This window comes from Streptomyces sp. NPDC101166, from assembly GCF_044768125.1.
In the GTDB taxonomy this organism is placed as follows: Bacteria; Actinomycetota; Actinomycetes; order Streptomycetales; family Streptomycetaceae; genus Streptomyces.
Map to the genome: position 1 here is coordinate 252,423 of NZ_JBIWPF010000006.1, position 24,814 is coordinate 277,236.

A 24,814-nucleotide genomic window follows, 5' to 3' on the forward strand; every position below is an offset into this window, starting at 1 on the left:
TGAGCGGAGACGGGTTCAGAGCTCGGCGACGATCTGCGCCGCGGCCTCCCGTCCGGAGGAATACCCGGCCTCGTGCGAGCCGATCTGGTCCACGCCGTGCCGCTTGGCGTGGAAGTACGCGCCGCACAGCTTCACCCGGGTGCCGACGTTGACGTCGTAGATGTCCTGCTGCATCTCGCGGACGGACACGTCGATGATCGGGTGCGTGTACGGGAATTCGGCGATGACCGTTTCCGGGGCGACCTCGCGCGGATAGTCGAGGGTGACGAAGTAGTCCTTCTCGGCGGTGAATCCGTGGAGCTTGTTCATGTAATAGGCCACGTAGGTGCGGTCCTGGCCGTCGACCCGCACCTTGCCGTAGTTCCAGGCCTCCCACCGTTCGCGGTCGGCGGGCATCACCGAGGGGTCGGTGTGCAGGACGACCCGGGAGCCGTTGTAGCGGACCTTGGACAGCACCTCGCGCTGGCGCTCGGTGGGGTTGTCGAGCAGGGCGAGCGCCTCGTCGGCGTGGGCGCCGACGACGACGTGGTCGAAGCGCTCGCTGCCGCGGGCGGTGGTGACGGTGACGCCGTCGTCGTCCTGACGGATCGAGGTGACCGGCTCGCCGGTGCGGATCTCGGGGCCGATGGCGGCGAGCGCCTTGCGGACGTAGGAGATCGAACCGCCGCCCACGGTGCGCCAGTCCACCTGCCGCCCGCCGAGCCCGCCCTCGTCGTGGCCCATGAAGAAGGCGATGGCGGTGCTGGCGGGCATCTCCCAGATCAGCTCGGCGGGGATGGACCACACCGCCGAGCACAGCAGGATGACGTACGAGGTGCGGAACGCCTCGCTGTAGCCGCCCCGGTCGAGGTACTCGCCCAGCGGGACGTCGGCCTTCTTGCGGACGAAGTCCCGGCGCCCCTCGGTGTTAAAGCGGCGCGCCTCGCGCCAGATGGTCAGGAACTCCTCGGAGTAGCGGGCCGCCACCTCCTCCTCGGCGAGGTCGAACTCGCGGGTGCCGTACTCCAGTCCGCTGTCGAGGTCGAAGAAGTTGAAGGCGCCCTTGTGCTCGACCTGCTCGACGCCCAGCTCGTCGAAGAACTCGCACAGGTTGGTGTAGGCGGGCCGGTTGAACACCACGAACGCGGTGTCGATGCCGAGGGTCCTGCCGTTCTCCTCGACCTCCACGGTGTTGGCGTGGCCGCCGATGCGGTCCTCGCGGTCGAAGACCGTGACACGGGCGCGGTCACGCAGGTGGTAGGCCGCGGAGAGACCGGAGACACCGGCGCCGACGACGGCGACACGAGGGAGGGTGGGCTGCGACATGGTCATGTCCTTCACAGGTCGGTGTCATGCGTAGGCGTCATGCGTGGGTGAGGTCGGTGAGAGCGGCGCGGCCGGGAGGTCCCGGCGGAGCGGTCAGGTCGCTCAGGTCGGCGAGATCGGTGCGGCGCAGCTGTCCGGGTCGGCCGTCTTCCGTGGCCACCGCCAGGACGTGGCCCGGACCGGGGAAGAGCAGGTCGAAGTGCCAGCGGGCGGCCGCGTCCGGCGGCTGGAGCGGATCGTGCACGGCGATGCGGCCGCCCGGGCGGCGGGTGAGGGCGAAGGATCCGAGGTCGCGGGTGAGCCCGGTGCCCAGCCCCTTGAGGTAGGCCTCCTTCAGCACCCACAGCTCGCCGGCCAGCGCCCCGCGCGCCCCGGGCGCGGCCGCGACGAGCTCCGCCCGCTCGGCCGGGGCGAGCCGCCGGGCCAGGTGGTCGGTGAGCTCGGGGGCGGCGGGCAGGGGCTCCACGTCGACGCCGCAGCCGCGGCCACGGGTGACGACGCAGGCGATGAGCCCGGGGCAGTGCGAGAGGTTGAACCGGACGCCGTCGTGGGGCGGTCGGGGTTCGGGCCGCCCGTGGACGCCGGCGGTGAAGCGCCAGTGGTCCAGCGGGCGGCCGGTGCGGGCGCTGAGGGCGTACCGGCACAGCAGCCGCGCGCCGAGGTGACGGCGGCGCGCGCCGGGGGTGAGCCGCCGGTCGAGGCCCGCCCGTTCACCGGCGCTGAGCAGACGGGCGCCGCCGAGGGCGGAGGCGAAGGAGTCCACGGCCCGCTCGGGCAGCAGCCACAGGTGGCTCGTCTCGCTCCGGGTCACGCGGCGCTCCTCGGCGGTCGGGGTCGGGTGCGGGTCGGGGGGCGGCAGTCGGGCACCGCGTTCGCGGTCCGCCCTACAGTTCGTCGGCGCGTTCCGCGAGGGGAAACTGCCAGTGGGAGAACAGGCGGTTGTCGCGATGGAGGTGGCGCAGCACCTGCATCACCTCGTCGACGACGCTCTGGTCGGTGATGAACTCGTGCGGCCACACCTGCCGGCGCAGCCGTTCCATCTGGAGCAGGAGGAGCGCCCCGCTGGGCAGCGGATCGTCCAGCACCTCGTGCGAGTGCACGAAGGTGTGCACGCACGCGGCGGCGGCGTGCAGCAGGCAGTACTCCTTGGCCATGTCGAACAGTTCGGGGGACTGTGCGTACGCCCGGCCCAGGGAGGCCTTGAGGGCGGCGGCGCGGTCGGCGAGCGGCCACACGCGGTCGAGGAGTTCCTCGGCGGCGTCGGCGGCGAGGCCCAGCCGGTCGCGCTCGGCGCCCTTGGCGGCGGCGGCCAGGGCGCGCAGCCGGACCAGGCCGTCGGGCGCGGCCTGTACGGCGTCGTCGAGGCCGCGGCTGAACAGCTCCTGCTTCCAGGGCTCGTAGCCGGGCAGATCGCGGTCCATGCCGAAGAGGACGGCGACGCGCTCGGCGGCCCGTGCGTCGCCCTCGGGGGCGCCCGTGGTGATCGTGGTGAGCAGACCGCCGAGCTGGTGGCCGAGATTGCGCAGGTTCACCACGGTGTTGCCGTCGGCGAAGTTGGTCACCAGCAGGTCGCGCAGCATCTTCTGGTGCATCGAGAAGTGGGCCTGTCCGCGCAGGAACATCCGGGCGCCCAGGACCGTGTTCAGCTCCGCCATGCTCTTCTCCAGCAGCGTGGGGAGCAGGTACTTGGCGACCGAGGACACGACGCTGACCTGTTCGGGGGCGGCCTGCAGACCGCGGGAGGCGCCGAGGCTCACCGCGTCGGCCACCATCAGGTCGGCGAACGCCTCGGTCAGCTGGCGCCGGGTGTAGGGGACGTCGCTGACGGCGCCGCCGAACAGCATGCGGTTCTCGGTGAAGTCGAGGTTGACCCGCAAGGTGGTGTCGACGGCGGCGAGAGCCAGGCTGCTGATGACGGCGCGCATGGCCTGGCTGGCCTTGAGGGCGATCTCCAGGCCCTGCCCTTCGCCGCCGATCCGCCACTCGTCCGGGACGAACGCGCCTTTCAGGCGCACCCCGCTCAGGTCGAGGGCGCGCAGCCCGTGCAGGGGCTCGCCGGGAAGCTCCTCGATCGTGTCCGGCGCGGCCGTGTCCTTGTCGAGGACGAAGACGGAGTGGGCGGCCGGTCCGCCGCGCTTGCCGGTGCGGGCGAAGACGGCCATCCGGCCGGCGACGGTCGCGTTGCCGATCAGCCACTTCTCGCCGGTGAGGAGGTAGCCGCCGTCGACCTTCTCGGCGACGGTCTCGTTGGCGAGCAGGTCGCTGCCGTGGTCGCGTTCGGACAGTCCCCACGACAGTCCGCCGCCGTGCCTGAAGTCGGCGATGAGCCGTTGCTTCTGCTCGTCGGTGCCGGCGATCCACACCGGCATGAAGGCGAGGTTGGTGATGACGAGGGCGGTGGCGGTGGTCGGGTCGCGGCGGGCGACGAGGCGCATCAGGTTGAACCCGGTCTGCACGTCGCCGGCCCGTCCGCCCTGGGCGGCCGGCAGCGAGTACTCGTGGACGCCGAAGCGGCGTAGCTGGTTGACGAAGGAGTGCGGGTACTCCTCGCGCTCGTCGCTCTCGAGGACCCGGGCGAAGGACATCCGGCTGCCTGCGTCGTACGGGTCGCCGAGGTACCGCTCCAGTTCGGCGGCCAGGGCGACGAGTTCGGCCTTGGACATGAGTAGCGCTCCTAACGGGCTGTCGGATGGGGGGCGCCGGCCAGGCGCACGGGCCGGGCGGTGAAGAGCCGGCCCGTGTCCCGCAGGGCGCGCACGGCGTCGAGCGCGGGGGTCATCAGGTCCCCGTGGCGGCGCGGGTCGACGCCGTCGGCCCTCGCCAGCAGGTAGCCGAGGACGGCGCCGAGCCAGCCCGGGTCGCCCGGCTCGGCCCCGTACAGGGACCGGTCGCGGCCGGCCCGCCACAGGTGGAGGCAGCACGCGGCGGCGTGCAGCCACGCGTACCGCTCGGCGGTGTCGACCAGCGCGTTCGGGTCGGCGCCGGGCCGGCGCGCGGCCCGGGTCAGCTCGCCCAGCCCGGCCGCCGCGTCGGCGAGCCGCCGTACGAGGACGCCGGTCTCCCCGAGCCCCTCCGCCACGCCCACGGCCTCCGGGAGCGCGGCGAGGACCGGGTCGGCGCCGCGGGCGAACAGGTCGAGCCGGGCGGGGTCGTACGGCGGCAGCTCGGCGTCGAGGGTGAACACGGTCCGAACGGCGGCCGGGTCCGGTCGGCCGCCGCCCTCGGTGAGGGTGGGCAGCTGCCCGGCGTAGGAGCGCAGGTTGGACAGAGTGCTGGCGTCGATCACCCGGACCACCGCCGAGTCGCGCTGGAGCTTCTGGAACAGCCCGGCCCCCGGCGCTCGCTCGCGCAGCACCGAGCGGGTGGCGAGGACCGTGCCGCAGCGCCGGATGAGGTCGTCGGCGGCCTCGGCGACGACGTGCTTGGCGGCGAGCGCCCACACGCTGAACGCCTCCGGCGCCACGTGCACCCCGCGGGCGGCGCTCAGCGCCACCGCGTCGGCCGCCAGCAGCGCCGCCGACGCGACCGCCAACTCCCGCCGTGCGTAAGGGGTGTCGGCGAGGGCGTCACGGCCGACGCGCCGCTCGTCGGCGAAGTCCAGGGCCAGGCGGACCGCGGTGTCGGCGATGCCCAGGCTGCCGGCCATGCTCATCAGCCGCACCGCCTGCTGGGCCTTGACCGCGGCCTCCAGCCCCTCGCCCTCCTTGCCGACCAGCGCCTTTGGGGGCACCTGGACGTCGTGGAAGCGCAAGGAGGCGAGGTCGATGCCACGCATGCCGCCCGTGCGGGGTGCGGGCACCCGCTCCAGGCGGCCTTCCGGCACGTCCGCCGTCTCCAGCAGGACCGCGGAGAAGGCGGCCGGGCCGCGTTCGCCGGTGCGGGCCACCACGTACACCGCCTCGCAGCGCAGTCCGAGGCCCACCATCCACTTCTCGCCGCTCAGCAGCCCGTCGGGGCCGAGCCGCACCTCGCCCGCGAGCAGGTCGCTGCCGTGCGCGGCCTCGGTCAGCGCGAACGCCACCGCGCCCCCGCCGCGCAGGATCCGCGCCGCCCGCCGCTGCTGCTCCTCGCTGCCGTGCAGCTGGAGGCAGGTGGCGGCGATGATGCTGAACATCGTGCCGGGCATGACGTTGACGTCGCGGCGGGCGGCGGAGCGCACCAGGGTCAGACTGCGGTCGAAGGACTCGAACGCGCCGCCCCACCGCGCGGGCAGGTAGTTGAGGTGGAACCCGGCGCGGACCAGCTCCGCGCACAGCTCCTCGGGGAACTCCTCCCGCTCGTCGCGGGCGACGGCGGCGGCGAAGCCGTACGGGTTGGCCTCGTCGGCGGGGTCGCCGAGCCGCTCCTCCAGTTCCTCGGGCGTCAGCGGGCTCATCGCAGCCCCACCGAGGTTCCGGGCGCCGGGCTCTCCAGCGGCACCGGCCGGTAGTCGGCGGCGGACGGCGGGATGTGCACCCCGGCGGTCCGCAGCTGGGCCAGCCGGGTGTGGAAGGCGGCGCCGCGCATCAGGTGGTGGGCCACGTCGGCGACCCGGCGGTTGCCCGGCGTCTTGAGGTAGCTGCCGGTCACCCAGTCGTTGAAGCTGCCCATCGCGGGGCCGCACCAGATCTGGTAGTCGAGGGCGCGCTCCTCGTCGCCGGTGACCGCCCAGCGCGAGGCCATGCCCAGGTACCAGCGGAAGACCAGCGCCATACGGCGTTTGGGGTTGCCGGCGGCGCGTTCCAGCTGTTCCGGGTCGCGGCGGCTGAAGTAGGTGACGCAGTCCCGCCAGACGTCGTCCAGGGACCGCCGGAAGATCTGCTGCTCCAGCCGGGCCCGGTCGGCCGGCGGGATCGTCTCCAGGCCGTCGCAGGTCTGGTAGAGCTCGTACAGGCGCTTGGCCCGCATGGGGAAGAACGTGCCCTTCTTCAGCACCTGGAGTTCCACCCCCATCTCGAACATGTCGGCCGCCGGGGCCATCTCGCAGTCGGCGATGCCGGCCTCGGCGAGCATCGCCTTCGCCCTGGCGGAGGCGCCGGACTCCAGACAGGACTGGTTGACCGAGCCGGTGACCACGTAGGCGGCGCCCATCGCGAAGGCGGCGGCCACCGCGGCCGGGGTGCCGAGGCCGCCGCCCGCGCCGACCCGTACGGGTACGGCGTAGCGGAACTCGCGCTGCACGGTGTCGCGCAGCCGCAGCAGGGTCGGCAGCAGCGCGGGCAGCGGGCGCCGGTCGGTGTGGCCGCCGGAGTCCGCCTCCACGGTGATGTCGTCGGCGAGCGGCACGTGGTGGGCGAGCGCGGCCTGTTCCGTGGTGATCAGGCCCTGCTCCAGCAGGGCGCTGACCAGGGCGGCCGGGGCGGGGCGCATGAACCGCTCGGCGGTCTCGGCCCGGGAGACCTTGGCGACGACCCGGTTCTCGGCGACGGCCCGGCCGTCGGGGCCGCGGCGCAGCCCGGCCAGCCGGTAGCGCACCACGTGGGCGGTGAGGTCCAGGTACGCGGACGCCTCCACGCAGCGCACACCGTGCCGCAGGAACAGGTCGACGGCCTCCCTCTCCAGCCGGTCCTCGCTGGGGCTGTGGATCAGGTTGACGGCGTACGGCAGTCCGGGGATCTCGGCGGCGAAGCGGGCGAGCGCCCGCTCGATGTGCTCCGGAAGCAGTCCGGCCGCGCCGAAGGAGGCGAGGAAGCCCTCCCGGGCGAGGGCGACGACCATGTCGGCGGAGGCGATCCCGCCGGCCATCGCGCCCGCCATGTAGGGCTGGGCGACGCCGTGCGCGGCGCGGAAGGCGGCCGAGCCGAGGCGTTCGGGGAGCAGTGGCTGGGCTGCGGCGAGCAGCGGCAGGCCGTCGCCCTCGGCGGTGGCGAAGCCTCCGGAGACGGCGCCGATGCCCTCGGGGGTGGCGGTGATGAAACAGGGCCGGTCCAGATCGGCCAGGGCGTCATAGATGCCGGCCGGGTCCGTGCTGGGATACCGCTCTCCGTACCACCGGAGAGGGGTGTCGCGAAGGGTCATGGGAAACGAAGCTCCTTGGCTGAGCGGCGGGGTGGGCGGGCCGTCACTCGCCGGCGGAGCGGACCTCGACGGCCACGTCGGTCAGTTCGTAGATGCGCAGGCCCGGCTTCCACAGGTCGGCGTCCGCGACGACCAGCAGCCGGCCCTCCTCCCGGCGGACCTCCTTGACGTGCACGTCGAAGAAGAGCTCCTTGTCGTGGCGCAGGATCTGCCCGCGGTACTTCCAGGACGTCTCCACGTCGGTGGCCATGGCGAAGCGGGGCCGCTCGACGCCGTCGGCGAGGTTCTCCTCCAAGACGAACAGGCGCAGGGCCTGCAGCACCGCCTCGACGCCGAGCGATCCGGGCATCACCGGGTCGCGGTGGAAGTGGCAGTCGAAGTACCACTCGTCGGGGCGGATCTCCCGGCGGCCGTGCAGGTAGCCGCGGCCGTGCCGGCCGCCGTCGGCGACCAGGTCGACGTGGTCGACGAGCGCGAAGTTTTCACCGGGCAGGCGCAGATGGCCGCCGGCCGGGTCGGTGAACGCCGGTGCTCCTGCGGGCAGTTCGATACGGCGCACGCGGGCGGCGGCCGGCTGCTCGGCCTCGATCCACGGGGCCGTGTACCGGCCGTTGTCGAGGCCGACCTGGTTGGCGAGGGCCGCATCGCTGAAGTAGCCGAAGAGGGACTCGCCGGTGTAGAACACCTCGCCGTCCGCGGAGAGTTCGTAGCGGAAGTTCTGCAGCACCGCGCCCTGCACGGCGCTGGTCATCAGCAGTTCGGAGCGGTGCCGGATCGTCTTGCCGCGCAGGTCGACGTCCTTGACGAGGGTGGCGCGGCCGTCGAGGTTGCGGATGGCGTACTGCTCGTCGGGGTTCTTCAGGGTGGCGCCGAGGTAGTAGCCGAGGAAGATCGCGGCCTGCAGCGAGCTCTCCATGTACACGCAGTTCGGCATGTGCGGGTACGCGTTCTGCTCGTAGTACCAGGCGTCGGCCGGGGAGTCGTACTCGGTGACCATCTCCGCGCCGGGCGAGAGGTCGCCGCGGGTGCCCTTCAGGGACATGACGCGGTCGACGAACTGGAAGGCCCCGTTGGGGATGTAGGGGGCGCGGCTGTCGCGGTAGACCTCGAACTCCGGGCCCATCGCCATGTCGAGGAGGCCCTTGGCGGCGTGCGCGAGGTGCAGTTCGTTGATCATCGCGGGTTCGCCGTCGCGGTTGCGGCGGCCGAGGAAGCGCGGGACGCCGCCGACTTCGGGGCGGTACGGCGTCCCCTCCTTCTCCCGCACCTGGAGGCCGAGGTTCTTCATCCGGACCACCGGCTTGTCGCCGAGGTAGATGAGGACGTCGGCGATGACGGTGGCGCGGGGCAGGAGGGTGAGCTCCATGACCTCGACCTCGTAGCGGATCTCCCGGCAGGCCTGGGTGATCTGGCCGCGGACCTGGACCTCGATGGGGGTGTCGGTCACGCACTGGAAGCGGGCGTCGGGGAGCGTCAGGTGCAGCCCCTGGTGCATCAGGTAGATCTGCAGCAGCTGGACGGCTCCCTCGGCGACCAGGGAGCCCGCGAGGACGTGGTCGTCGGGGAAGTGGCAGGTGAAGTACCAGGCGTCCGGCTCCAGCCGCTTGACGGCGCTGATCTTGCCGAGACCGCGGGGGCCGCCCTTGCGGTCGATGTCGACCTCGTCGATCATCCGCAGCCTGGCGTCCGGCAGGCGCAGCGCGGGGTTGATCCCCGGGTCCTGGGCGTGGTCCGGGCCGAAGACGTCCCCGGGCCGTCCCTGGGCGAGCAGTTCCAGATCCTCGGCGGTCAGCCGGTTCTTCGCGGTGTGGGCGAGCGGCTTGAAGTACCCCTTGGGCAGGGCGGCCCGCTCGGCCTTCTCCTTGTCCGTCATCACCACGCCGAGCGGGGTGTCGAGTTCGGCCTGGCTGAAGAAGCCGGCGCAGGCGTCGTGGAGTTCGAGGATCAGCTCGCCGTCGGCGTAGCACTTGTAGCTGAAGAAGAAGAGGGTGGTGTCGCCCTGGTGGACGAAGCGGTCGATGGAGATGTCGTACCGCAGGGTCTGGCCCACGCGGGGCAGGTCGCCGCGGAAGATCAGGGTGCTGTCCAGCAGGCGGTAGACGCGCTCGCCCTTGTTGCGGAAGTCGATCCCGAGGTAGCTGACGAGCAGCAGGTCGCACTGGCCGGCCTCGACGGTGACGGCGGGGGGCGCGCCGCCGTCGACGGCGTACCAGGCGTCCTCCGGGATGTCGTACTCCGTGGTGATGGTGGCGGGCTTGAACTCGCCGGTGACGCCTTCGAGCGCGGTGACGCGACTGACGAAGTGGTACGGCGGGGCGGGCAGCCGCACGCGCTTGGCGTACCCGTCGATGACCCCGAACTCCGGCCCGAACACCTTGGCGACGGACCCGACGGCGAATTCCAGGAGCTCCTCCTCGCCCCAGATGACGCCGGCCGGACGGGAGCCGACGGCTTGTGGCGTGGGCGCGGCGGCGACCGGGAGGTGGGCGGGTGCGTCCGACCGCGATGCGGGGGCGGAGGGGGGCAGAGCGGGGTGAGCGGCGTCGGCCGGCCGCGCTGCGGGCGCGTCGAGCCGGGTGCGCGAGGCGGCGGACTGCTCGGCGGAGGCGGCGGGGAGGGCGGGGCGCTGCTGCTGCCCGACCTGCGCGGTGGCTTCCGCCGCCGCCCCGTCCAGCAGCGCCTCGACCCGGCTGAGCGTCGCCGACTGAAGGATGTGCTGGGTCTCCATCACGACCGAGTGGGTGGACAGCATCTGCCGGCGTATCTCGCGGACGAGATCGGAGGCGGCGCCCGCCGGGTCCCCTCCGCCGGCGGGAGCGGGCGCGGGCTCGGGCGCGGCCTGCGGAGCCGGGGCCGCGGGGGCGGCGGGGGCCGGCCCGGTCGGCGCCCAGGGCAGGTAGGAGAGGGGAGTGCCGTCGAAGGCTATGACCTCGGCATCGGCGAGGGTCGGGTCTGCAGGCATGAGAACGGAGTCCTCCGGCGGTACGGACGAGGAAGAGGCGGACGTCACGGAAGGGGCGGTAGGGGCGGGAGGCGAGGCGGGAACGGAGGGCGTGGACGGGGCGGTGGTCCGGCGGGCGGCCCCTCCCCCGGCGTCGGAGCCGACACCCGGCCCACCGACCGCTCCGGGCCCGGCCGACGATGTCACCGACCCGCCGGAGGCCGAAGGCATCGCGGCCCTCGACACCGGGCCGCCGGCCGGAACACCGGACGTGATGGGGCCGACGGCCGCGGGCGGGACGTCCGCGGCGGTGGACAGCGGTGTCGCCGAGCCGCCGGCGGGCCCGGGGCCGACCAGGGCATCGGTCTGCGTGGCCGCGGCCGAACCGTGGGCGCCCCACCCGGCGTCGGACGAGCCCGCGAGGGCCGGGCCCCCGGACACGGCGCGGACGGCGGCCGCGGGCCCCGCGGCTCGCGGCGCCCGGGCCACCGGAGCCCCCGGGGCGGGCACACGCGCTCCCGCCGGCGAGCCCTGGAGGGGCGCGCCCGTCAGGGGCGCGGGTGCGGCCGGTGTGGGGACGGAGTGGCCGGGTGGGGCGTCGGCCGCGGGCGTGCGGGTGGTGAGTTCGCGGGCTATGCGGGTGGGGGCAGGAGGTGCTCCGCCCACTCGGAAAGGCGTGGGACGGGCCGGGCGGGGCGGGACCCGTTCGGCCGGCGGAGCCAGCAGGGGGGCGAGGTTCAGGTCGAGTCCGTGGGCGGTGAGGCGGGCCGCCAGCTGGGCGAGGGACTTCGTCGTGGGGACGCCCCGACGGTCGATCGGAGCGGCCACATGCGGCGCGTCGCCGAGCGTGTCGCGGATCCAGCGGGCGCAGGTGGCGCTGGGACCCGCCTCGATGAAGTAGCGGAACCCCCGCTCGTACGCGGCGCCGACCAGCCGGGGGAAGTCGATCGGCGACCGCAGCGTGGTCGCGATGCGGCGCGCGATCTCGCCGCGGCCCAGGCCCGCGGGCAGCACGTCGTAGTCGTAGGCGCTGAACAGTTCCAGGTCGCCGAAGGACCCCGTCGGATAGTCGTTCAGGCCCGCGAGCCCGTCGAACTCGGCGTCCACGACCGGGCAGTGCATCACCGCGTTGACGGGCGAGCGCGCGGCCGGGCAGCCGAGTTCCTCGATGAGCGCGCGGCACTGCGCCGGGTCCCCGGCGACGACCAGCTCGCCGGGCGTGTTGACGTGGGTGAGGTGGACCCGGTCGTAGCGGGGCAGCACGGCCCGTACGGACTCCGCGTCGGTGAGCAGGACCTGGCTCGCCCAGACCCCCTCGTCGGGGACACCGTCGGCCAGGCCCCACGCCTCGCGGACCGTGCGCCGCGGACCGCACAGCCGGTCCTTGAAGATCGGCGTGCCGCTGATCAGTGCGTCGTCGCGGCTGTCCGGCCGCCAGCCCCGGGTGGCGAAGAGCATGCTCGACTCGCCGAGGCTGTAGCCGAACCCCCCGTGGGCGCCGATGCCGAGCACCTCGCGGACGAGGTCGGTGTAGAGGATCGCGAAGCTGGTGCCGGTGGCGAGCATGAACGGGATGTCCTCGGACAGCCCGGCCTCGAACGCCATCAACTCCCTGCGCCCCAGGACGCTTTGGGTGCGCGGATACAGCGCGGCGGCCCGCAGGTGCCGCTCCGGCTCGTCGGCCATGTCCTCGAACGCGTCGAGCAGGCGCGGGAAGGCGCGGAAGAGGTCCTGGCCGAGTCCGGGGTAGGAGTTGAAGGCTCCCGGGTAGACCAGCGCCACCTTGCCGTCGGGCCCGATGGGCCGCGCAGTGAAGCAGCTCCCGGCGGGCGTCGCCCACTCGCCGCCGGAGGCGTGCGCGGTGGGCAGCCCCCGCACCGCGAGGTCGAGCTGCGCGCGCAGTTCTTCGCGGTCCCGGCCGACGAGCACCACCCGCAGGCCGCGGCCCGGCAGCAGCCGGGCGGCGTCCCGGGCGAGGGCGTAGGGGTCGCCGCCGTCGGCGAGCAGGTCGCGGTGGCGGGCGACCTCGGCGAGCAGCCCGTCGAAGGAGCCGGCGGACAGCGGCAGGACCACCGGCCCGCCGGCCCGCTGCCAGTCGTGCGGCACGACCGCGCCGCGCGTGGCGTCGGCGGACAGCACCAGGTGCCCGTGCGCGCCGGAGGCCCCGATGAAGGCGACGGCCGCGTGCCGGCGGGCGCCCCCGGCGGTGCGCAGCCACGGCCGTGAGGCGTCCGGGACGTACAGCCCGGAGGCGGCGAACTCCTCGGCGAGCGAGGCGTCCGGGCGGCTCCACTGCGGGGTACCGGGCAGATAGCCGTGGTGCAGGCAGAGCACCGACCGGATGAGCCCGGCCATGGTCGCCGCGCAGCCCGTGTCGCCGATCTGCGCCTTTGCGCTGCCGAGCGCCACCCGCCGGCCGCCGGCGGCCGGGTGGAGGCGCGCCAGAGCGGCGATCTCGGCCCGGTCCTGGGCGTCGGTTCCGCCGGCGTGCGCCTCCACATAGCCGATGTCGGCGGCGGTGACGCCGGCGGCGGCGAACGCCTCCTCGGCGGCGGCCGTGTAGGTCTCCGCGTCCGCCTCGGGCGCCGTGCCGTCGACCGGCGGGGCGTACCGGATCGCGACCGCGTCCAGCCGCGCGTACACCGGCGTGGTCGACTCACCGGGCCGGGTGACGACGACCGCTCCGGCACCCTCGCCGACACGACGGCCCCGTCGGCCCTCGCCGAAGGTCAGTCCGGCCTCGGCGACGACGTCCGGGCGCAGCAGCAGGTTCTCGGCGGAGCCGGCCAGGTCCACGGCGCCGACCAGGACGGCTTCGATCCCGGGGTCGAGCAGCAGCAGCCGCGCGACCTGGAGGGCCTCGGCGGTGCCGGAGGCATCGGAGGAGACGGTGAAGGACGGGCCGGTGAGGTTCCACAGCGAGGAGATGCGGCTGGCCATGACGTTGCCGATGTAGCTGAGCACCTCGTTGGCCACGATCGGGTCGACCACGGCGTCCCGCCCGACGGCCGTGAGCCGGGCGAGTTCCGCCTCGTCGACGCGTACGCCGGCCCGCTCGAACTCCTGGCGCACGAACGCGCCGAGGCCGTGGCGGGTGATCCGCAGGTGGGTCGTCGGCTCCATCTCCATGGCGACGACGACGGCGACGCGGCGCGGCGGGGGCGCGGTCCGTCCCTTGGGCACGGCCCGGCTGAACCCGGCGTCGTGCAGCGCCTCGTCGGCGACCTTGATGGCGAGGGCGTGCTGGAGGTTGTAGGTCCGCAGGTCCGCGGGCGGGATCTTGAGGTCCATGGGGTCGATGCCGAGCCCGTCGACGAACGCGCCGTGCGGCAGCGCGTCGGGGGTGACGCCGGCGCCGTGCTCCAGTGAGCCGTTCCGGGTCCGGTCGAGCCCGCGCCAGCGCCGCTCGGGCAGCGGCGCCAGCGCGTCGCGCCCGGCGTGCACGGCGCGCTCGTACGCGTCGAGGGAGTCGAACGCCCCGAAGTGCGCGCCGAGCCCGACGATGTCGAGCGCGGGCACGGCGGCGGACGGCTCCCCGGCGGGAGGCGCGGACTCGGCGTCCCGGTGTTCGGAGAGGATCACATGGGCGTTGGTGCCGCCGAAGCCGAAGGCGGAGACCGCCGCGCGGCGCGGCCCCGCGCCGCGCGGCCAGTCACGGCCGGCGCGGACCATGGCCTCCTCGCCGACCCGCCCGTCCTTGGAGCGGATGGGCCGCTCGACGCCGATCGTCGGCGGGATGTGCCCGTTGCCCATGGCGAGCACGACCTTGATGAGGCTGCTGAGCCCGGCCACGGTGAGCAGGTGCCCGATGTTGCCCTTGACCGAGCCGATCAGCGGGACCTTCCCCGCGGTGGCGAAGAAGTCGGCCACGGACTGGGCCTCGGTGGCGTCCCCGATGGGCGTGCCGGTGGCGTGGCACTCCAGGTAGTCGACGGCGGCCGGGTCGATCCCGGCCTGCGCGTAGGCGAGTTCGTACGACTTCAGCTGCCCGTCGCCCTGCGGGACCAGCAGGTGGCGGCCGCTGCCGTCGTTGGTGAGCCCGATGCCGTCGACGACCGCGTGGATGCGGTCGCCGTCGCGCACCGCGTCCGCCAGCCGTCTGACGGCGACCATGCCCGCGCCCTGCCCGGTGAGGATGCCGCCGGAGCGGCTGTCGAAGGGCTGGCTGAAGCCGTCGCGCGGATACGCCTGGAGGTCGCCGAAGGACAGGTGGATCAGGGTGGGGTCGGGCGCGCAGACGCCGCCGGCGAGGACCAGGTCCGCCTGTCCGGCGGCGAGGTGGTCGCAGGCCAGCTTGAGCGCGTACAGCGCCGAGGAGCAGGCCGCGTCGAGGGCGTAGCGCGGGCCGCCCAGGCCGAGGGCGGTGGCGGCGACGGACGCCGGGGAACCGCTGACCCGCAGGTCCTCGGGGTGCAGCCGGGCCGGGTCGATGCGGTCCTCGGCGTGCGCGAGGGCGCCGAGCGGCGGGTGCCCGGCCTGCCGCAGCCCTTCGAGGACCGCTTCCCGCACCAGTGGGACGCTGACCCGGGCCGAGGCGGGTGTGGGGAAGGAGTAGTTGCCGAGGACGAGGCCGGTGCGGGCCAGGGTGTCGGGGCGGTCGGCGTGACCGCTGTCCCGCAGTGCTTCCCCGGCCACGTGCAGGGACCAGTGGAAGAGCCGGTCGAGTCCGGCGAGACGGCCGGGGTCGAGGAGGTAGCCGTTCGGGTCGAAGGCGAAGTCGGTGAGGAAACCGCCCCGGACGCAGTAGATCTCGTGCTGAGGGTCGGCGTCCCGGGCCTCGGGCCGGGGGCCGAACACCTCCTCGCCCCCTTCCCGGCGGCTGTCGACGCCGGCACGGAGGTTCTGCCAGAACTCGGCGGGCGTCTCCGCTCCCGGGAACAGGCAGGAGAGGCCAACAATGGCGTACTTGCTCATGAGAGCTCTCGGGTCCCTTCTGGGGGCGGCCGGCCCGGACGGTCGGCACTGGGCGGAACCGTCCGGGCCGGCCCGATCGCTTGCGTCGGACGGGGAGCGGAGTCAGCCGCGGACGGACCCGCCGTCAAAGTCGCCGGGGGAAGCGCTGACGAACTTGGCCGCCAGTTGCGGGGCCGAGACGACGCGCACGCCGTCGAACCGGGCCAGCACCGTCCCGTCGGGGGCGCAGGCGGTGATCGTCAGCGCGGCGGTGGCGCCGCCGCCCGGCTCGGCGGATCCGGCCGGTTCGGTCGATCCAGCCGGTTCGACGACGACGAGGAACGGCTCACCGTCGGGCAGCGCGCTGTGCAGGTCGACGCGGGCCGCCGCCAGGGGCAGTCCGGCCGTGCCGCGGAACAGCCGCACCCAGACCAGACCCGCCTGCAGCAGCAGGTCGGCTGTGCCGGGCGCGTACCGGGCGCCGGCGAACGCACCGCCCTCCGGGCTGAGTTCGGGCAGCGCGCACTCCAGGACCAGGCGGCTCTCCGTCTCGGCGAGCACCCGGCGCACCCCTTGCAGGGCCGGTCCGTGGAAGAGGGTGCCGTCGGTGTACAGGCCCGCCGCGTCGCGGCCGGAGCCGAGCGCGGGCAGTCCGGTGAGAGCGGCCGGGGCGGGAGCGGCGCCCGGTGCGACGACGGCCGCGTAGTGCGGTCGTACGGCGCCCTTGCCGTCGGTGGACCGGATGGCGACCTCGACGGTGTCGCCCGCCGGGGTCATCGTGAGGCTGAGGCGCTCGGGCTGGGTCCCGTCGAAGACGACGCCCTTGTGGACGGAGAAGTCGCGGAGGTGCCGGACTTCTGCGGCGCCGGTCCGCTCGGCCGCTCCCGTCCGCTCGACCGCGCCGATCGCCCAGCCGAGCGCGACGGCGGCCGGCAGCACCGGGGTTCCGCCGATGACGTGGTCGGCCACGATGGGATCGCCCGGCAGGGCGCCGACCGACCGCTCGACGGTGACGGCGCCGGTCGCGGCGGGCCGCTCGGGCTCGGACAACGGGGTCGTCGGGCCGAGCACGGTCACCACGTCGGCGGAGCGCTCCGCCGAGAACTGCTCGGTGAACAGCCGGGCTCCGGTGTCCACCGGTATCAGCGTGATGCCGCGTTCCTCGAACACCGCCTTGATCTGCGGCGAGACCATGCCGCTGTCCCAGGCGCCCCAGTTGAGCGAGGTGACGCGGGCGGCGGGGTGGCGCTGCTTGAAGGAGGACGCCCAGGCGTTGAGGACCTCGTTGGCCATCGCGTAGTCGGACTGTCCGCGGTTGCCGAAGAACCCGGCGACCGACGAGAACAGGACGACGTGCCGCAGCCTCTCGGCGTCCAGTGCGGCGGCGACCGAGCGCAGACCGGTCAGCTTGGGCGCGAAGACCCGCTCGATCTCGGACGCCTTCTTGTTGACGACGAGCTGGTCGGCCAGGACGCCCGCGCCGTGCACGAGGCCCGTGACGCGCTCCTTGTACGGGGCGAGCGCGGCGGCCGTGGCGGCCGGGTCGGTGATGTCGACGGCGAGGTACTCCACCGTGCTGCCGGCTGCGCGGACGTCCGCCAGGGTGGCGTGGATCTCCCGGGCGCCGACGACCGTGCCGTAGAGCTGCTCCACACGCTTCGGGGTGGGCTTCTCCCCCGCCGCCTTCAGGTGCGCGGCGGCCGCGGCCTTGAGACCGGCGTCCTCGACTCCCAGGGCCCAGTCCGGTTCGTCCCCGAGCGGCGTACGGCCGAGCAGGAGCAGGCCCGTACGGTGGCGCCGGGCGAGTTCGGTGACGCAGGCGGCGGTGATGCCGCGGCCGCCGCCGGTGACGACGAGGAGATCGTCACAGGTGAGGTCGGGGACCTCGGCCGCCGTCGCCTCCGTCGCGGCCGGCGGCTGCTCTGCGAGGCCCAGGCCGACGCGGCGGGCGCCGTCGTGGCCGACCTGCGCGATGTCGGTGACGACGTCGTGGAGCTCGTCCAGGACGAGGGCGGCGGCGGCCTCCGGCGTGAGTCCGGGGGCCAGGTCGACCGACCGGCCGAACAGCCGGGGGGCCTCCACGGCGAGCGTCTTGACCAGGCCGGTCACCCCGGCGGCGGGGGCGAGCGGCTCGCTCACTCCGCCGAGGCCGAAGGTCCCGTCGAGCCGGGTGACGGTGACGAACGCGGCACGGCCGGTCCCGGCGGCGGCGGTCAGCGGCTCGACGGTGTGCTTGGCGACGAGCAGCGTGTGCGCCAGGCGTCGCGTGGCCTCCGCCCAGTCGTCGTGGTGCGCGGCGGTGACGTCGACGACGAGGCTGATCCGGTCGGCGAGGGCCGCCTCGACCCGCTCGGCGAGCTCCGTCACGCCCCAGCCGGACAGGGCGTGGTCCTTGACGCCGGCGATCCGCTGGGGCACACCGGGCAGCCGCAGCACGTGCACGTGCCGCCCCGACTCGAGGAGCGCCGCGGCGACCGCCGGCGCGAGCTCGGACCCGTCGTCCACGACGAGTGCGCCGGACCCCTGCGGGTAGGCGCCGACGAGCAGGTCGGGCGTGGGCAGTTCGACGAGGGAGGCCTGGGCGCGGCCTATGCCCTTGCGGGTCACGGGGGTGCTCTGCGGGGCGTCGGCGGTCAGCGGCGCCGAGCCGTCCTGCGGAGCGGCGGGAGCAGCGCCACCGGTCATGAACTCCACGATGTGACGCAGCGTCCGCAACTCCGCCAACTGCTCCGGACCAGCACCCACACCACCACCGAAACGCTCCTGCATCACCCCCATGATCTCGACCCGCTTGATCGAATCGATCCCCAGATCCGCCTCGATGTCCAGATCCAGATCCAACATCTCAGCCGGATAACCCGTCTTCCGCCCCACCACCTCCAACAGCACCGCCTCCACACCCGCCACATCCCCACCCACCGGCTCAGCGACAGGCAACGAGACGGCGACAGCAGCACCACCGGCCACGAACTCCACGATGTGACGCAACGTCCGCAACTCCGCCAACTGCTCCGGACCAGCACCCACACCACCACCGAAACGCTCCTGCATCACCCCCATGATCTCGACCCGCTTGATCGAATCGATCCCCAGATCCGCCTCGATGTCCAGATCCAGATCCAACATCTCAGCCGGATAACCCGTCTTCCGCCCCACCACCTCCAACAGCACCGCCTCCACACCCGCCACATCCCCACCCACCGGCTCAGCGACGGGCAACGGGACGGCGACGCTCACCGCGGAGGCGACGACGGCGGGAGCCGGGGCGGACGCCACGGCCGCAGCCGGGGCGAGGGCCGGTGCGGGAGCCGGGGCAGGGGCCAGGGATGTCGGCGTGGTGACGGCCGGCGCCGGGAGGGCGGGCTGCCGGGTCGGCCGGATCGGGGCCAGGGCCGGCGCGGGGGCGACGGGAGCCGGGGCGGCCGCGCCCAGCTCCAGGGCGGCCAGGTCGCGCAGGATCTCGTTGGCCCGCAGGTGGCTGCGCCCGATGTCCAGGCCGTGTTCCTTCACGGCGTTGATGCCGGGGAGCACCTGGCCGAGCCGGCCCTGCTCGGCGGCGCGCTCCAGCAGGCCGGTGAGGCGCTCGGCGCTCTGGAGCTGGCTGTTGAGGTAGTCGTCGTGCAGGGCGAGGTGGTCGGCCACCAGACCGGCCAAGCGGTCACTGTCCACGTGGGGTGTCTCCATGGCGGTGGGAAGGGGCGAAGGAGAGGGATGAGCGGAGCGCGCGGGCAAGGCCGGCGTCGGTGCGACGGTGGTGCCGGCCTCACCCGGGGCGGGTTCGGTGAGGACGGCCGCCGCCGGGGCGACGGGGGCGGACACCACAGGTGAGGGCGACGCCGGACGCAGAGCCGGTGCCGTAAGGGACCCGGACACCGACGAACCGGAGCCGGCCGCCGGCAGGCCGGAGCCGTTCGCCGCGGAGGTCGGGAGCGGGGCCGTGACGGCTCTCCCGCCTCCGTCGGCGGGCCCGTCGGCCGACGCTCCCGGCGTCCAGGGCACCGCGATCCGGTAACCGTTCTCGATCGCGTCCCGGTAGGCGGCACGCCGTTCGGGCGAGACGTGGTTGATGCCGTTGAGGAGAATCGACATGCCCTTGGCCGGCTCGGCCGCGAGCGGCGCGGCGGCATAACGGTCGGCGGTGGCCAGCGGCAGGCCGAGGACGGCGAGCCGGGCGACCCCCTGCTTAAGGGCGACGTCCGCGTCCTTTCCGGGCCCGGCGTCCAGGGCGAGAACGGTGTGCTCACGGTCGCCGAGGACGCGTCGGACGAGCTGGGTGAGCACCGACTTGGGCCCGAACTCGACGAACACCCGGTGTCCGGCGGCGTACATCTCCTCGACGCGGGTGGCGAAGTCCACGGCGTGGATGAGCTGTTCGGCGAGGACGGCCCGGTTGGCGGTGACGTCGTCGCCGTAGACCGCGCCCCGGGTGTTGGCGAAGACGGTCCCGTGCGGCCGCCCCACGTCGACCCGTCCGACTTCGGCGCGGAACGCCTCCACGGCGTGGCCGACGTACGGGGTGTGGAACGCGGCCGACACGGGCAGCCGGCTCGCCCGCAGCCCGGCTCGACCGGCCCGCGCGACCAGGTGGTCGACCGCCTCGGTGGCGCCGCCGACCACGATCTGGTCGGGCGCGTTGCGGTTGCAGACCACCAGGTCCTCGCCCGCGACGAGGAGTTCGCTCACGCGCTCCTCCGGGGCGAAGACGGCGGCCATCGCGCCGGCGTCGAACCCGGGCTCCGGCGGGGCCATCGCCCGGCCGCGGGCTCGGGCCAGAGCGAAGAACCCCTCGTCGTCGAGCGCGCCGGCGGCCCACAGGGCGGTCAGCTCGCCGAAGCTGTGGCCGAGGAACCCCTCCGCCCTGAAGCCGAGTTCGCTCAGATAGCGGAACTGCCCCGCGGACAGCGCGCCGATGGCGGGCTGGGCATAGGCCGTGGCGCGCAGCGCGGTCTCCTGTTCGGCCCGCTCGGCGTCGCTGAAGACGGGCGGCGGGAAAGCGACGCGGGACAACGGCTCGGCGCCCTCGAAATGCCGGTTCGCGGCGTCGAAGGCGGCCCGCAGCGGTGGCAGCGCCATGACGGCGGTCCGGCCGAGGCCGACGTACTGGCTGCCCTGTCCCGCGAAGAGCGCGGCGACCTTGCCGAGTCGGGCGGCGCGGCGGCGATAGTGGACGCCCTTGGGGTGCGACCAGTACTCCGCGTCGGGCCGGGCGCGCAGCTCGCCCAGGGCCAGCTCGCGCAGGTCTGCCAGTTCGGCGTCGGTGCGGGCCACGAAGGCGATGCGGGCGTGCTCCTCGGGGGCGGGGCCGCCGGTCGCGGGTGCGCCGGAGGCGAGGGCCTCGGCCAGCGCGGCCGCGTCGGGGGCGTGCCAGAGGTGGACCGCGGCGACGGGGTGCGTCACGCGTACGTCGTCGCCGTCGCCGTACTCCTCCAGCACCATGTGGAAGTTGGTGCCGCCGAAGCCGAACGAGGAGAGGGCGGCCCGGCGTTCGGGGCGCTCCGGGGTGCGGATCCAGGGGCGGGCCTCGGTGTTGACGTAGAACGGGCCCGAGGCGAAGTCGATGGCGGGGTTGGGCTCGTCGACGTTGATGGTGGGCGGCAGGAGCCTGTGGTGCAGCGCGAGCGCCAGTTTGATCATGCCGGCCGCGCCGGCCGCCGCCTTGGTGTGCCCGATCTGCGACTTGACGCTGCCGACGGCCGCGTACCGGGTGGTGTCGGCGGCCTCGGAGAGCACCGCGGACAGGGCGCTGAGCTCGGTGGCGTCGCCGACGGCGGTGCCGGTGCCGTGCGCCTCGAAGAGCTCGACGCTGGCGGGCGAGCAGTCGGCGTCCTCGTACGCGCGGCGCAGGGCGGCCATCTGGCCCTCCTTGCGGGGGGCGTAGATGGACTTGAAGCGACCGTCGCTGGAGGTGCCGATGCCGCGCAGGACGGCGTAGATCTGGTTGCCGTCGCGTTCGGCGTCGGACAGGCGGCGCAGGGCGAGCATGCCGATGCCCTCGCCGATGAGCGTGCCGTCGGCGTTCTTGTCGAAGGGCCGGATACGGCCGGACTTGGACAGCGCGGGCGTCTTGCTGAAGCACAGGTACATGAAGATGGTGTTCTCGGCGTCGCAGCCGCCGACCAGCATGGTGTCGGCGCGGCGCTCCAGCAGTTCGCTGACGGCGGTGCGCACGGCGCCGAGGGAGCTGGCGCAGGCGGCGTCGATCGTCATGTTGATGCCGCCGAGGTCGAACCGGTTGGCGATGCGGCCGGCGACGACGTTGCCGAGCATGCCGGGGAAGGAGTTCTCCTCCCACGGCGCGTACGCCAGGCGGAACTTGGCGACGATCTCCTCGGCGTCCCGGTCGGACAGCCCGCAACTGCGGACGACCTCCTTGAGCACGCCGCTCTGCAGCCGGGCCGTCAGCGGCTGGGTGAGCTGGTTGGCCCCTGTGATGCCGAGGACGACGCCGGTGCGGGACTTGTCGTACCAGGGCTGGTCGGCGCCGGCGTCCTTCAGCAGGTCCCGGGCGACGACGAGGCTGAGCAGCTGGAGGACGTCCGTGACCTCCAGGGTGTTCGGCGGGAGGCCGAACTCCAGGGGGTTGAAGGGGACGTCGGGGATGAAGCCGCCACGGGTGGAGTACGTCTTGTCCGGGACGGTGGGGTCGGGGTCGTAGTGCTCGGCGACGTCCCAGTGGTCGGCGGGCACGTCGTCGATGCAGTCGGCGGCCGAGACGACGTTCGCCCAGAACTCCCGCAGATTGCTGGACTTCGGGTAGAGCGCGGAGAGGCCGACGATGGCGATGGGGTCCCGGGCGAGCCGACGGTCGAGGTCGGATTCCTGCGAAGGGTTCACGGCAAGTCTCTCTGGATCTGGGCGAACAGGGACTTCGATGTGGTCGCGATACGGAGGCCCACGGCACCGCGGGCCCTGAGAGCCGGGCACGACACCCGGGGTTCCGACACCGGTGACACGACGGCCGGCGGCGCCCGGCAGGGGCGGCCCGCCGAGGTGCTGCCGACCCTTCCGGCCGGGGCTCCCGGCACTTCCGCCGGGGACGGTTCCCCCGGGCGAGTTCGTACCGGCGGGGGCTCCCGGCGGGCGTACCGGTATCTGCGACTGCTTCGCCCGGCCTGCTCCTGGCGGGCGAACTCCCGTCGGCGGGGCTCCCGCCCGAGGGTGGTCCCGACGGACGAGCTTTCGACGGAGGCAAGCACTCGACGAAGGGCGGGCACTCCCCCGGCGGGCCCCGGAAGGAGTCGCGCTCCCGGACGGTCGCGTGGCGGGCGCCGGCCTGCGCTGCCGACGGCAACCGCCGGCGCGCGGTGCCGTACCCGCCGGCAGATCATGTGTCCGGAACAGGGTCCCGGCGAGCCGGAGGCCGCACCCTCCGGCCGGGGTCCCGGCCCGCGATCGAGCACGCGCGGGGGCACCACTCCCTGACCGGGACGAGCTGTCCGAAGACGCCCGCCCGACGAGGGGCTCACGCCCCGGAGCGCATCGGCAAGTGCACCGTGCCCCGCGCCGGCGCCTGGCGCGTTCCGGGATCCTGCGTGCACTCCGCGGGGAGCAGCCGTCCGGTCGCCGGGGGCACCCGCACCCGGCGTCCGCGCACTACGCCGCCGGCGCCCGGCGTTCGCACTCCTCGGCGATGTGGGCCGACAGGGCCTCGATGGTCGGGTGGTACCAGAGCGCGGTGGTGCCGAGCTCGAAGCCCAGCCAGCTCTCCATCTCGCCTGCGATGATCAGTGCGGCAGTGCTGTCGAGGTCGAGTTCGTCGAAGTACTGGTCCGGCGGAACCTCGGACGGTTCGACGCCCAGACGCTTGGCGATCTCCTCGATCAGCCACTTCTGGGCTTCGTCGGCCGTAATCCTAAACATTTGCGATCCTCTCCGAACGGCTTGTCGCACGCCTGCCGGGGCACCGCGAAGGATCCGCGGTTCGCGTCGCACGGCAGACAGGGATTCACGAGCAGGGGCCGCGACGGACCCGGACGCGGGCCCTGCCGGCAGGCTGTGAACCTAGGCCGACACCTCACCCCGGGCAACCGAACTCCCCTTTCCCACAGGGGAAATGACCGCGTACGACCCCGCCCGGCGGCCCGCGCCGCTCACCGCCCCCACCCCTGAGCTGCGGCGACCGCGAGCGGCGCACGAGAGTCCGACGCCCGCGTCAGCCTCACGCAAGGCTGTCAGCGCCCGTGTCAGCACGCTCGCCCCTCGCGAAGAAAAGCCCACCCGCTCGCACCCGCAACGGCATCCGAACGAGCAATTCCACCGCGCCGACCTGAAAATCCGCGGTGAACGCGCGAAGGCGGCCGGAACACAGCGAGAGGAATCCATGAACAGGAACACGCCCGAAAGCGGAGGCGGCCCCGGAGCACACGCATGCACCCACTGGGTCGAATGCGGAAAAGGAAGGGGAATGCAGCTGTCGCCCACCGCGAAAGAACCCCGCTCAACCACCCGACGAGCACGCCGAAGGGACCCGGCCTACCGCCGCGTCAAAACCTTGTCGTCGTCCCCCGAGGCGGCAGAAGCAACGGACGGACCGTCGGGCCCGGAAGACGCGGAGAGCCCGGAAGACGCGGAAGGCGCAGAGGGTCCGGAAGACCCACGAGAGCCGGAAGGCCCCGCAGATCCGGACGACCGGGAGGCCTCGGACGCCTCCGGATCACGCCGCCCCGCCCCGCTCTCCCGCAGGATCGCCCGCCGCGCCCCCCGCAGCTCGTCACCCGGCTCCACCCCGAGCTCCCTGCCCAGCCGCAGCCGCAGGTCGTCGAAGAGGCGCAACGCGGTCGCCCGGCGGCCGGTGGCGGCCATGACCAGCATGATCCGCGCCTGCAACGCCTCGTGCAGCGGCTCCTCCGACGCGGCGACGGTGAGCTGGTCCAGCACGAGGGCCGGCCGGCCGAGGCTCAGCGCCAGGTCGGCGAAGTCGATGGCCACGTCGATGTGCCGCTGCGCGCCCTGCACCACCGCGGGGTGCTGCCGCAGTTGGGGGAGGTCCTGGAGGAGCCGACCCTGCCAGCAGCCCAGCGCCTGCGTGTAGAGGTCGAGTGCGGCCGGCGGGTCGGCGCCGGCCGCGCGGGCCGCCCGCGCCGCCCGTTCGTCGAACCGGCACAGGTCGAGTCCCATCCCCCGGCTGTTCAGGACGTATCCGCCGTGCACGGTGCGGATGCGGCGCCCGCCCACCCCCTGCCGTTCCTCGCGCGGCGTGATGAGCCGGCGCAGTCGCGCGACGTAGGTGTACACCAGGTGCCGGCAGCCGGGCTGGGCGCCGTCTCCCCACAGCGCGTCGGCGATCTCCTCGTGGCCGACGACCTGGTCGGGCTGGACCGCCAGCAGTCCGAGCAGCACGCGCTGCTTCAGCGGCATGTCGACCGGCAGCCCCGCGCACCGCACCGACATCGGCCCCAACACCCGTACCTCACAGGGCAGTCGGGAGCTCCCCGGCCCACGACCGCCGTCGACGAGGTCGTAGCCGAACACCTCGGACATGCGCTCCAGCGTGGCGGCACGCGGAGTGACATGGCCGCCCTCGATGTGACGCACGGTCCTGACGCTGATCCTGGCCCGCCGGGCCACTTCGTCCTGGGTCAGCCGCGCTCGGATCCGGGCATTGCGCAGAACATCTCCCCAACTCCCCTCAGCCATACCCCCGCCCTTCAGGCGCAATCGCTTTCTGTCAACCGTCAC

9 protein-coding genes are annotated in these 24,814 nt (G+C 73.8%); all 9 read right to left on the reverse strand.

Translation table 11 applies throughout. The annotated features are described in order from the left end of the window. Window positions 1-15: 15 nt before the first annotated feature. Entirely contained in the window at window positions 16-1,305 is a 1,290-nt protein-coding gene (locus ACIRS4_RS13945) for an NAD(P)/FAD-dependent oxidoreductase (RefSeq protein WP_404194540.1), read from the reverse strand. Between the two features lie 37 nt (window positions 1,306-1,342). Further along, window positions 1,343-2,116, reverse strand: a complete 774-nt coding sequence (locus ACIRS4_RS13950) for a 4'-phosphopantetheinyl transferase family protein (protein WP_404194542.1) — start codon at window positions 2,114-2,116, stop codon at window positions 1,343-1,345. Between the two features lie 73 nt (window positions 2,117-2,189). Continuing rightward, a complete protein-coding gene (locus ACIRS4_RS13955) occupies window positions 2,190-3,968 on the reverse strand; it encodes an acyl-CoA dehydrogenase family protein (RefSeq protein WP_404194545.1) in 1,779 nt (592 codons plus the stop codon). 11 nt (window positions 3,969-3,979) lie between these two features. Beyond that, window positions 3,980-5,680, reverse strand: coding sequence for an acyl-CoA dehydrogenase family protein (locus ACIRS4_RS13960; protein WP_404194548.1), 1,701 nt, complete (start codon window positions 5,678-5,680; stop codon window positions 3,980-3,982). Then, window positions 5,677-7,302, reverse strand: coding sequence for a PfaD family polyunsaturated fatty acid/polyketide biosynthesis protein (locus ACIRS4_RS13965; RefSeq protein WP_404194551.1), 1,626 nt, complete (start codon window positions 7,300-7,302; stop codon window positions 5,677-5,679). The genes ACIRS4_RS13960 and ACIRS4_RS13965 overlap by 4 nt, the downstream gene beginning before the upstream one ends. A 43-nt stretch (window positions 7,303-7,345) precedes the next feature. Then, window positions 7,346-15,157 carry a beta-ketoacyl synthase N-terminal-like domain-containing protein gene (locus ACIRS4_RS13970; protein ID WP_404194554.1) on the reverse strand — a complete coding sequence of 2,604 codons (7,812 nt, stop codon included), beginning with the start codon at window positions 15,155-15,157 and terminating at the stop codon, window positions 7,346-7,348. A 102-nt stretch (window positions 15,158-15,259) separates the two neighbouring features. Continuing rightward, window positions 15,260-21,970, reverse strand: a complete 6,711-nt coding sequence (locus ACIRS4_RS13975; protein WP_404194557.1) for an SDR family NAD(P)-dependent oxidoreductase — start codon at window positions 21,968-21,970, stop codon at window positions 15,260-15,262. Between the two features lie 759 nt (window positions 21,971-22,729). Further along, window positions 22,730-22,996, reverse strand: a complete 267-nt coding sequence (locus ACIRS4_RS13980; protein WP_404194559.1) for an acyl carrier protein — start codon at window positions 22,994-22,996, stop codon at window positions 22,730-22,732. A 612-nt stretch (window positions 22,997-23,608) separates the two neighbouring features. Continuing rightward, window positions 23,609-24,772: a BTAD domain-containing putative transcriptional regulator gene (locus tag ACIRS4_RS13985; RefSeq protein WP_404194562.1), complete on the reverse strand. Its 1,164-nt coding sequence runs from the start codon at window positions 24,770-24,772 to the stop codon at window positions 23,609-23,611. Between the last annotated feature and the right edge of the window lie 42 nt (window positions 24,773-24,814).

Excerpts from the sequence above, each read along its gene's own strand:
- ACIRS4_RS13945 (WP_404194540.1), bottom strand. The coding sequence starts at position 1,305 with ATGTCGCAGCCCACCCTCCCTCGTGTCGCCGTCGTCGGCGCCGGTGTC.
- ACIRS4_RS13955 (WP_404194545.1), bottom strand. The coding sequence starts at position 3,968 with ATGTCCAAGGCCGAACTCGTCGCCCTGGCCGCCGAACTGGAGCGGTAC.
- ACIRS4_RS13960 (WP_404194548.1), bottom strand. The coding sequence starts at position 5,680 with ATGAGCCCGCTGACGCCCGAGGAACTGGAGGAGCGGCTCGGCGACCCC.
- ACIRS4_RS13965 (WP_404194551.1), bottom strand. The coding sequence starts at position 7,302 with ATGACCCTTCGCGACACCCCTCTCCGGTGGTACGGAGAGCGGTATCCC.
- ACIRS4_RS13970 (WP_404194554.1), bottom strand. The coding sequence starts at position 15,157 with ATGAGCAAGTACGCCATTGTTGGCCTCTCCTGCCTGTTCCCGGGAGCG.
- ACIRS4_RS13980 (WP_404194559.1), bottom strand. The coding sequence starts at position 22,996 with ATGTTTAGGATTACGGCCGACGAAGCCCAGAAGTGGCTGATCGAGGAG.
- ACIRS4_RS13985 (WP_404194562.1), bottom strand. The coding sequence starts at position 24,772 with ATGGCTGAGGGGAGTTGGGGAGATGTTCTGCGCAATGCCCGGATCCGA.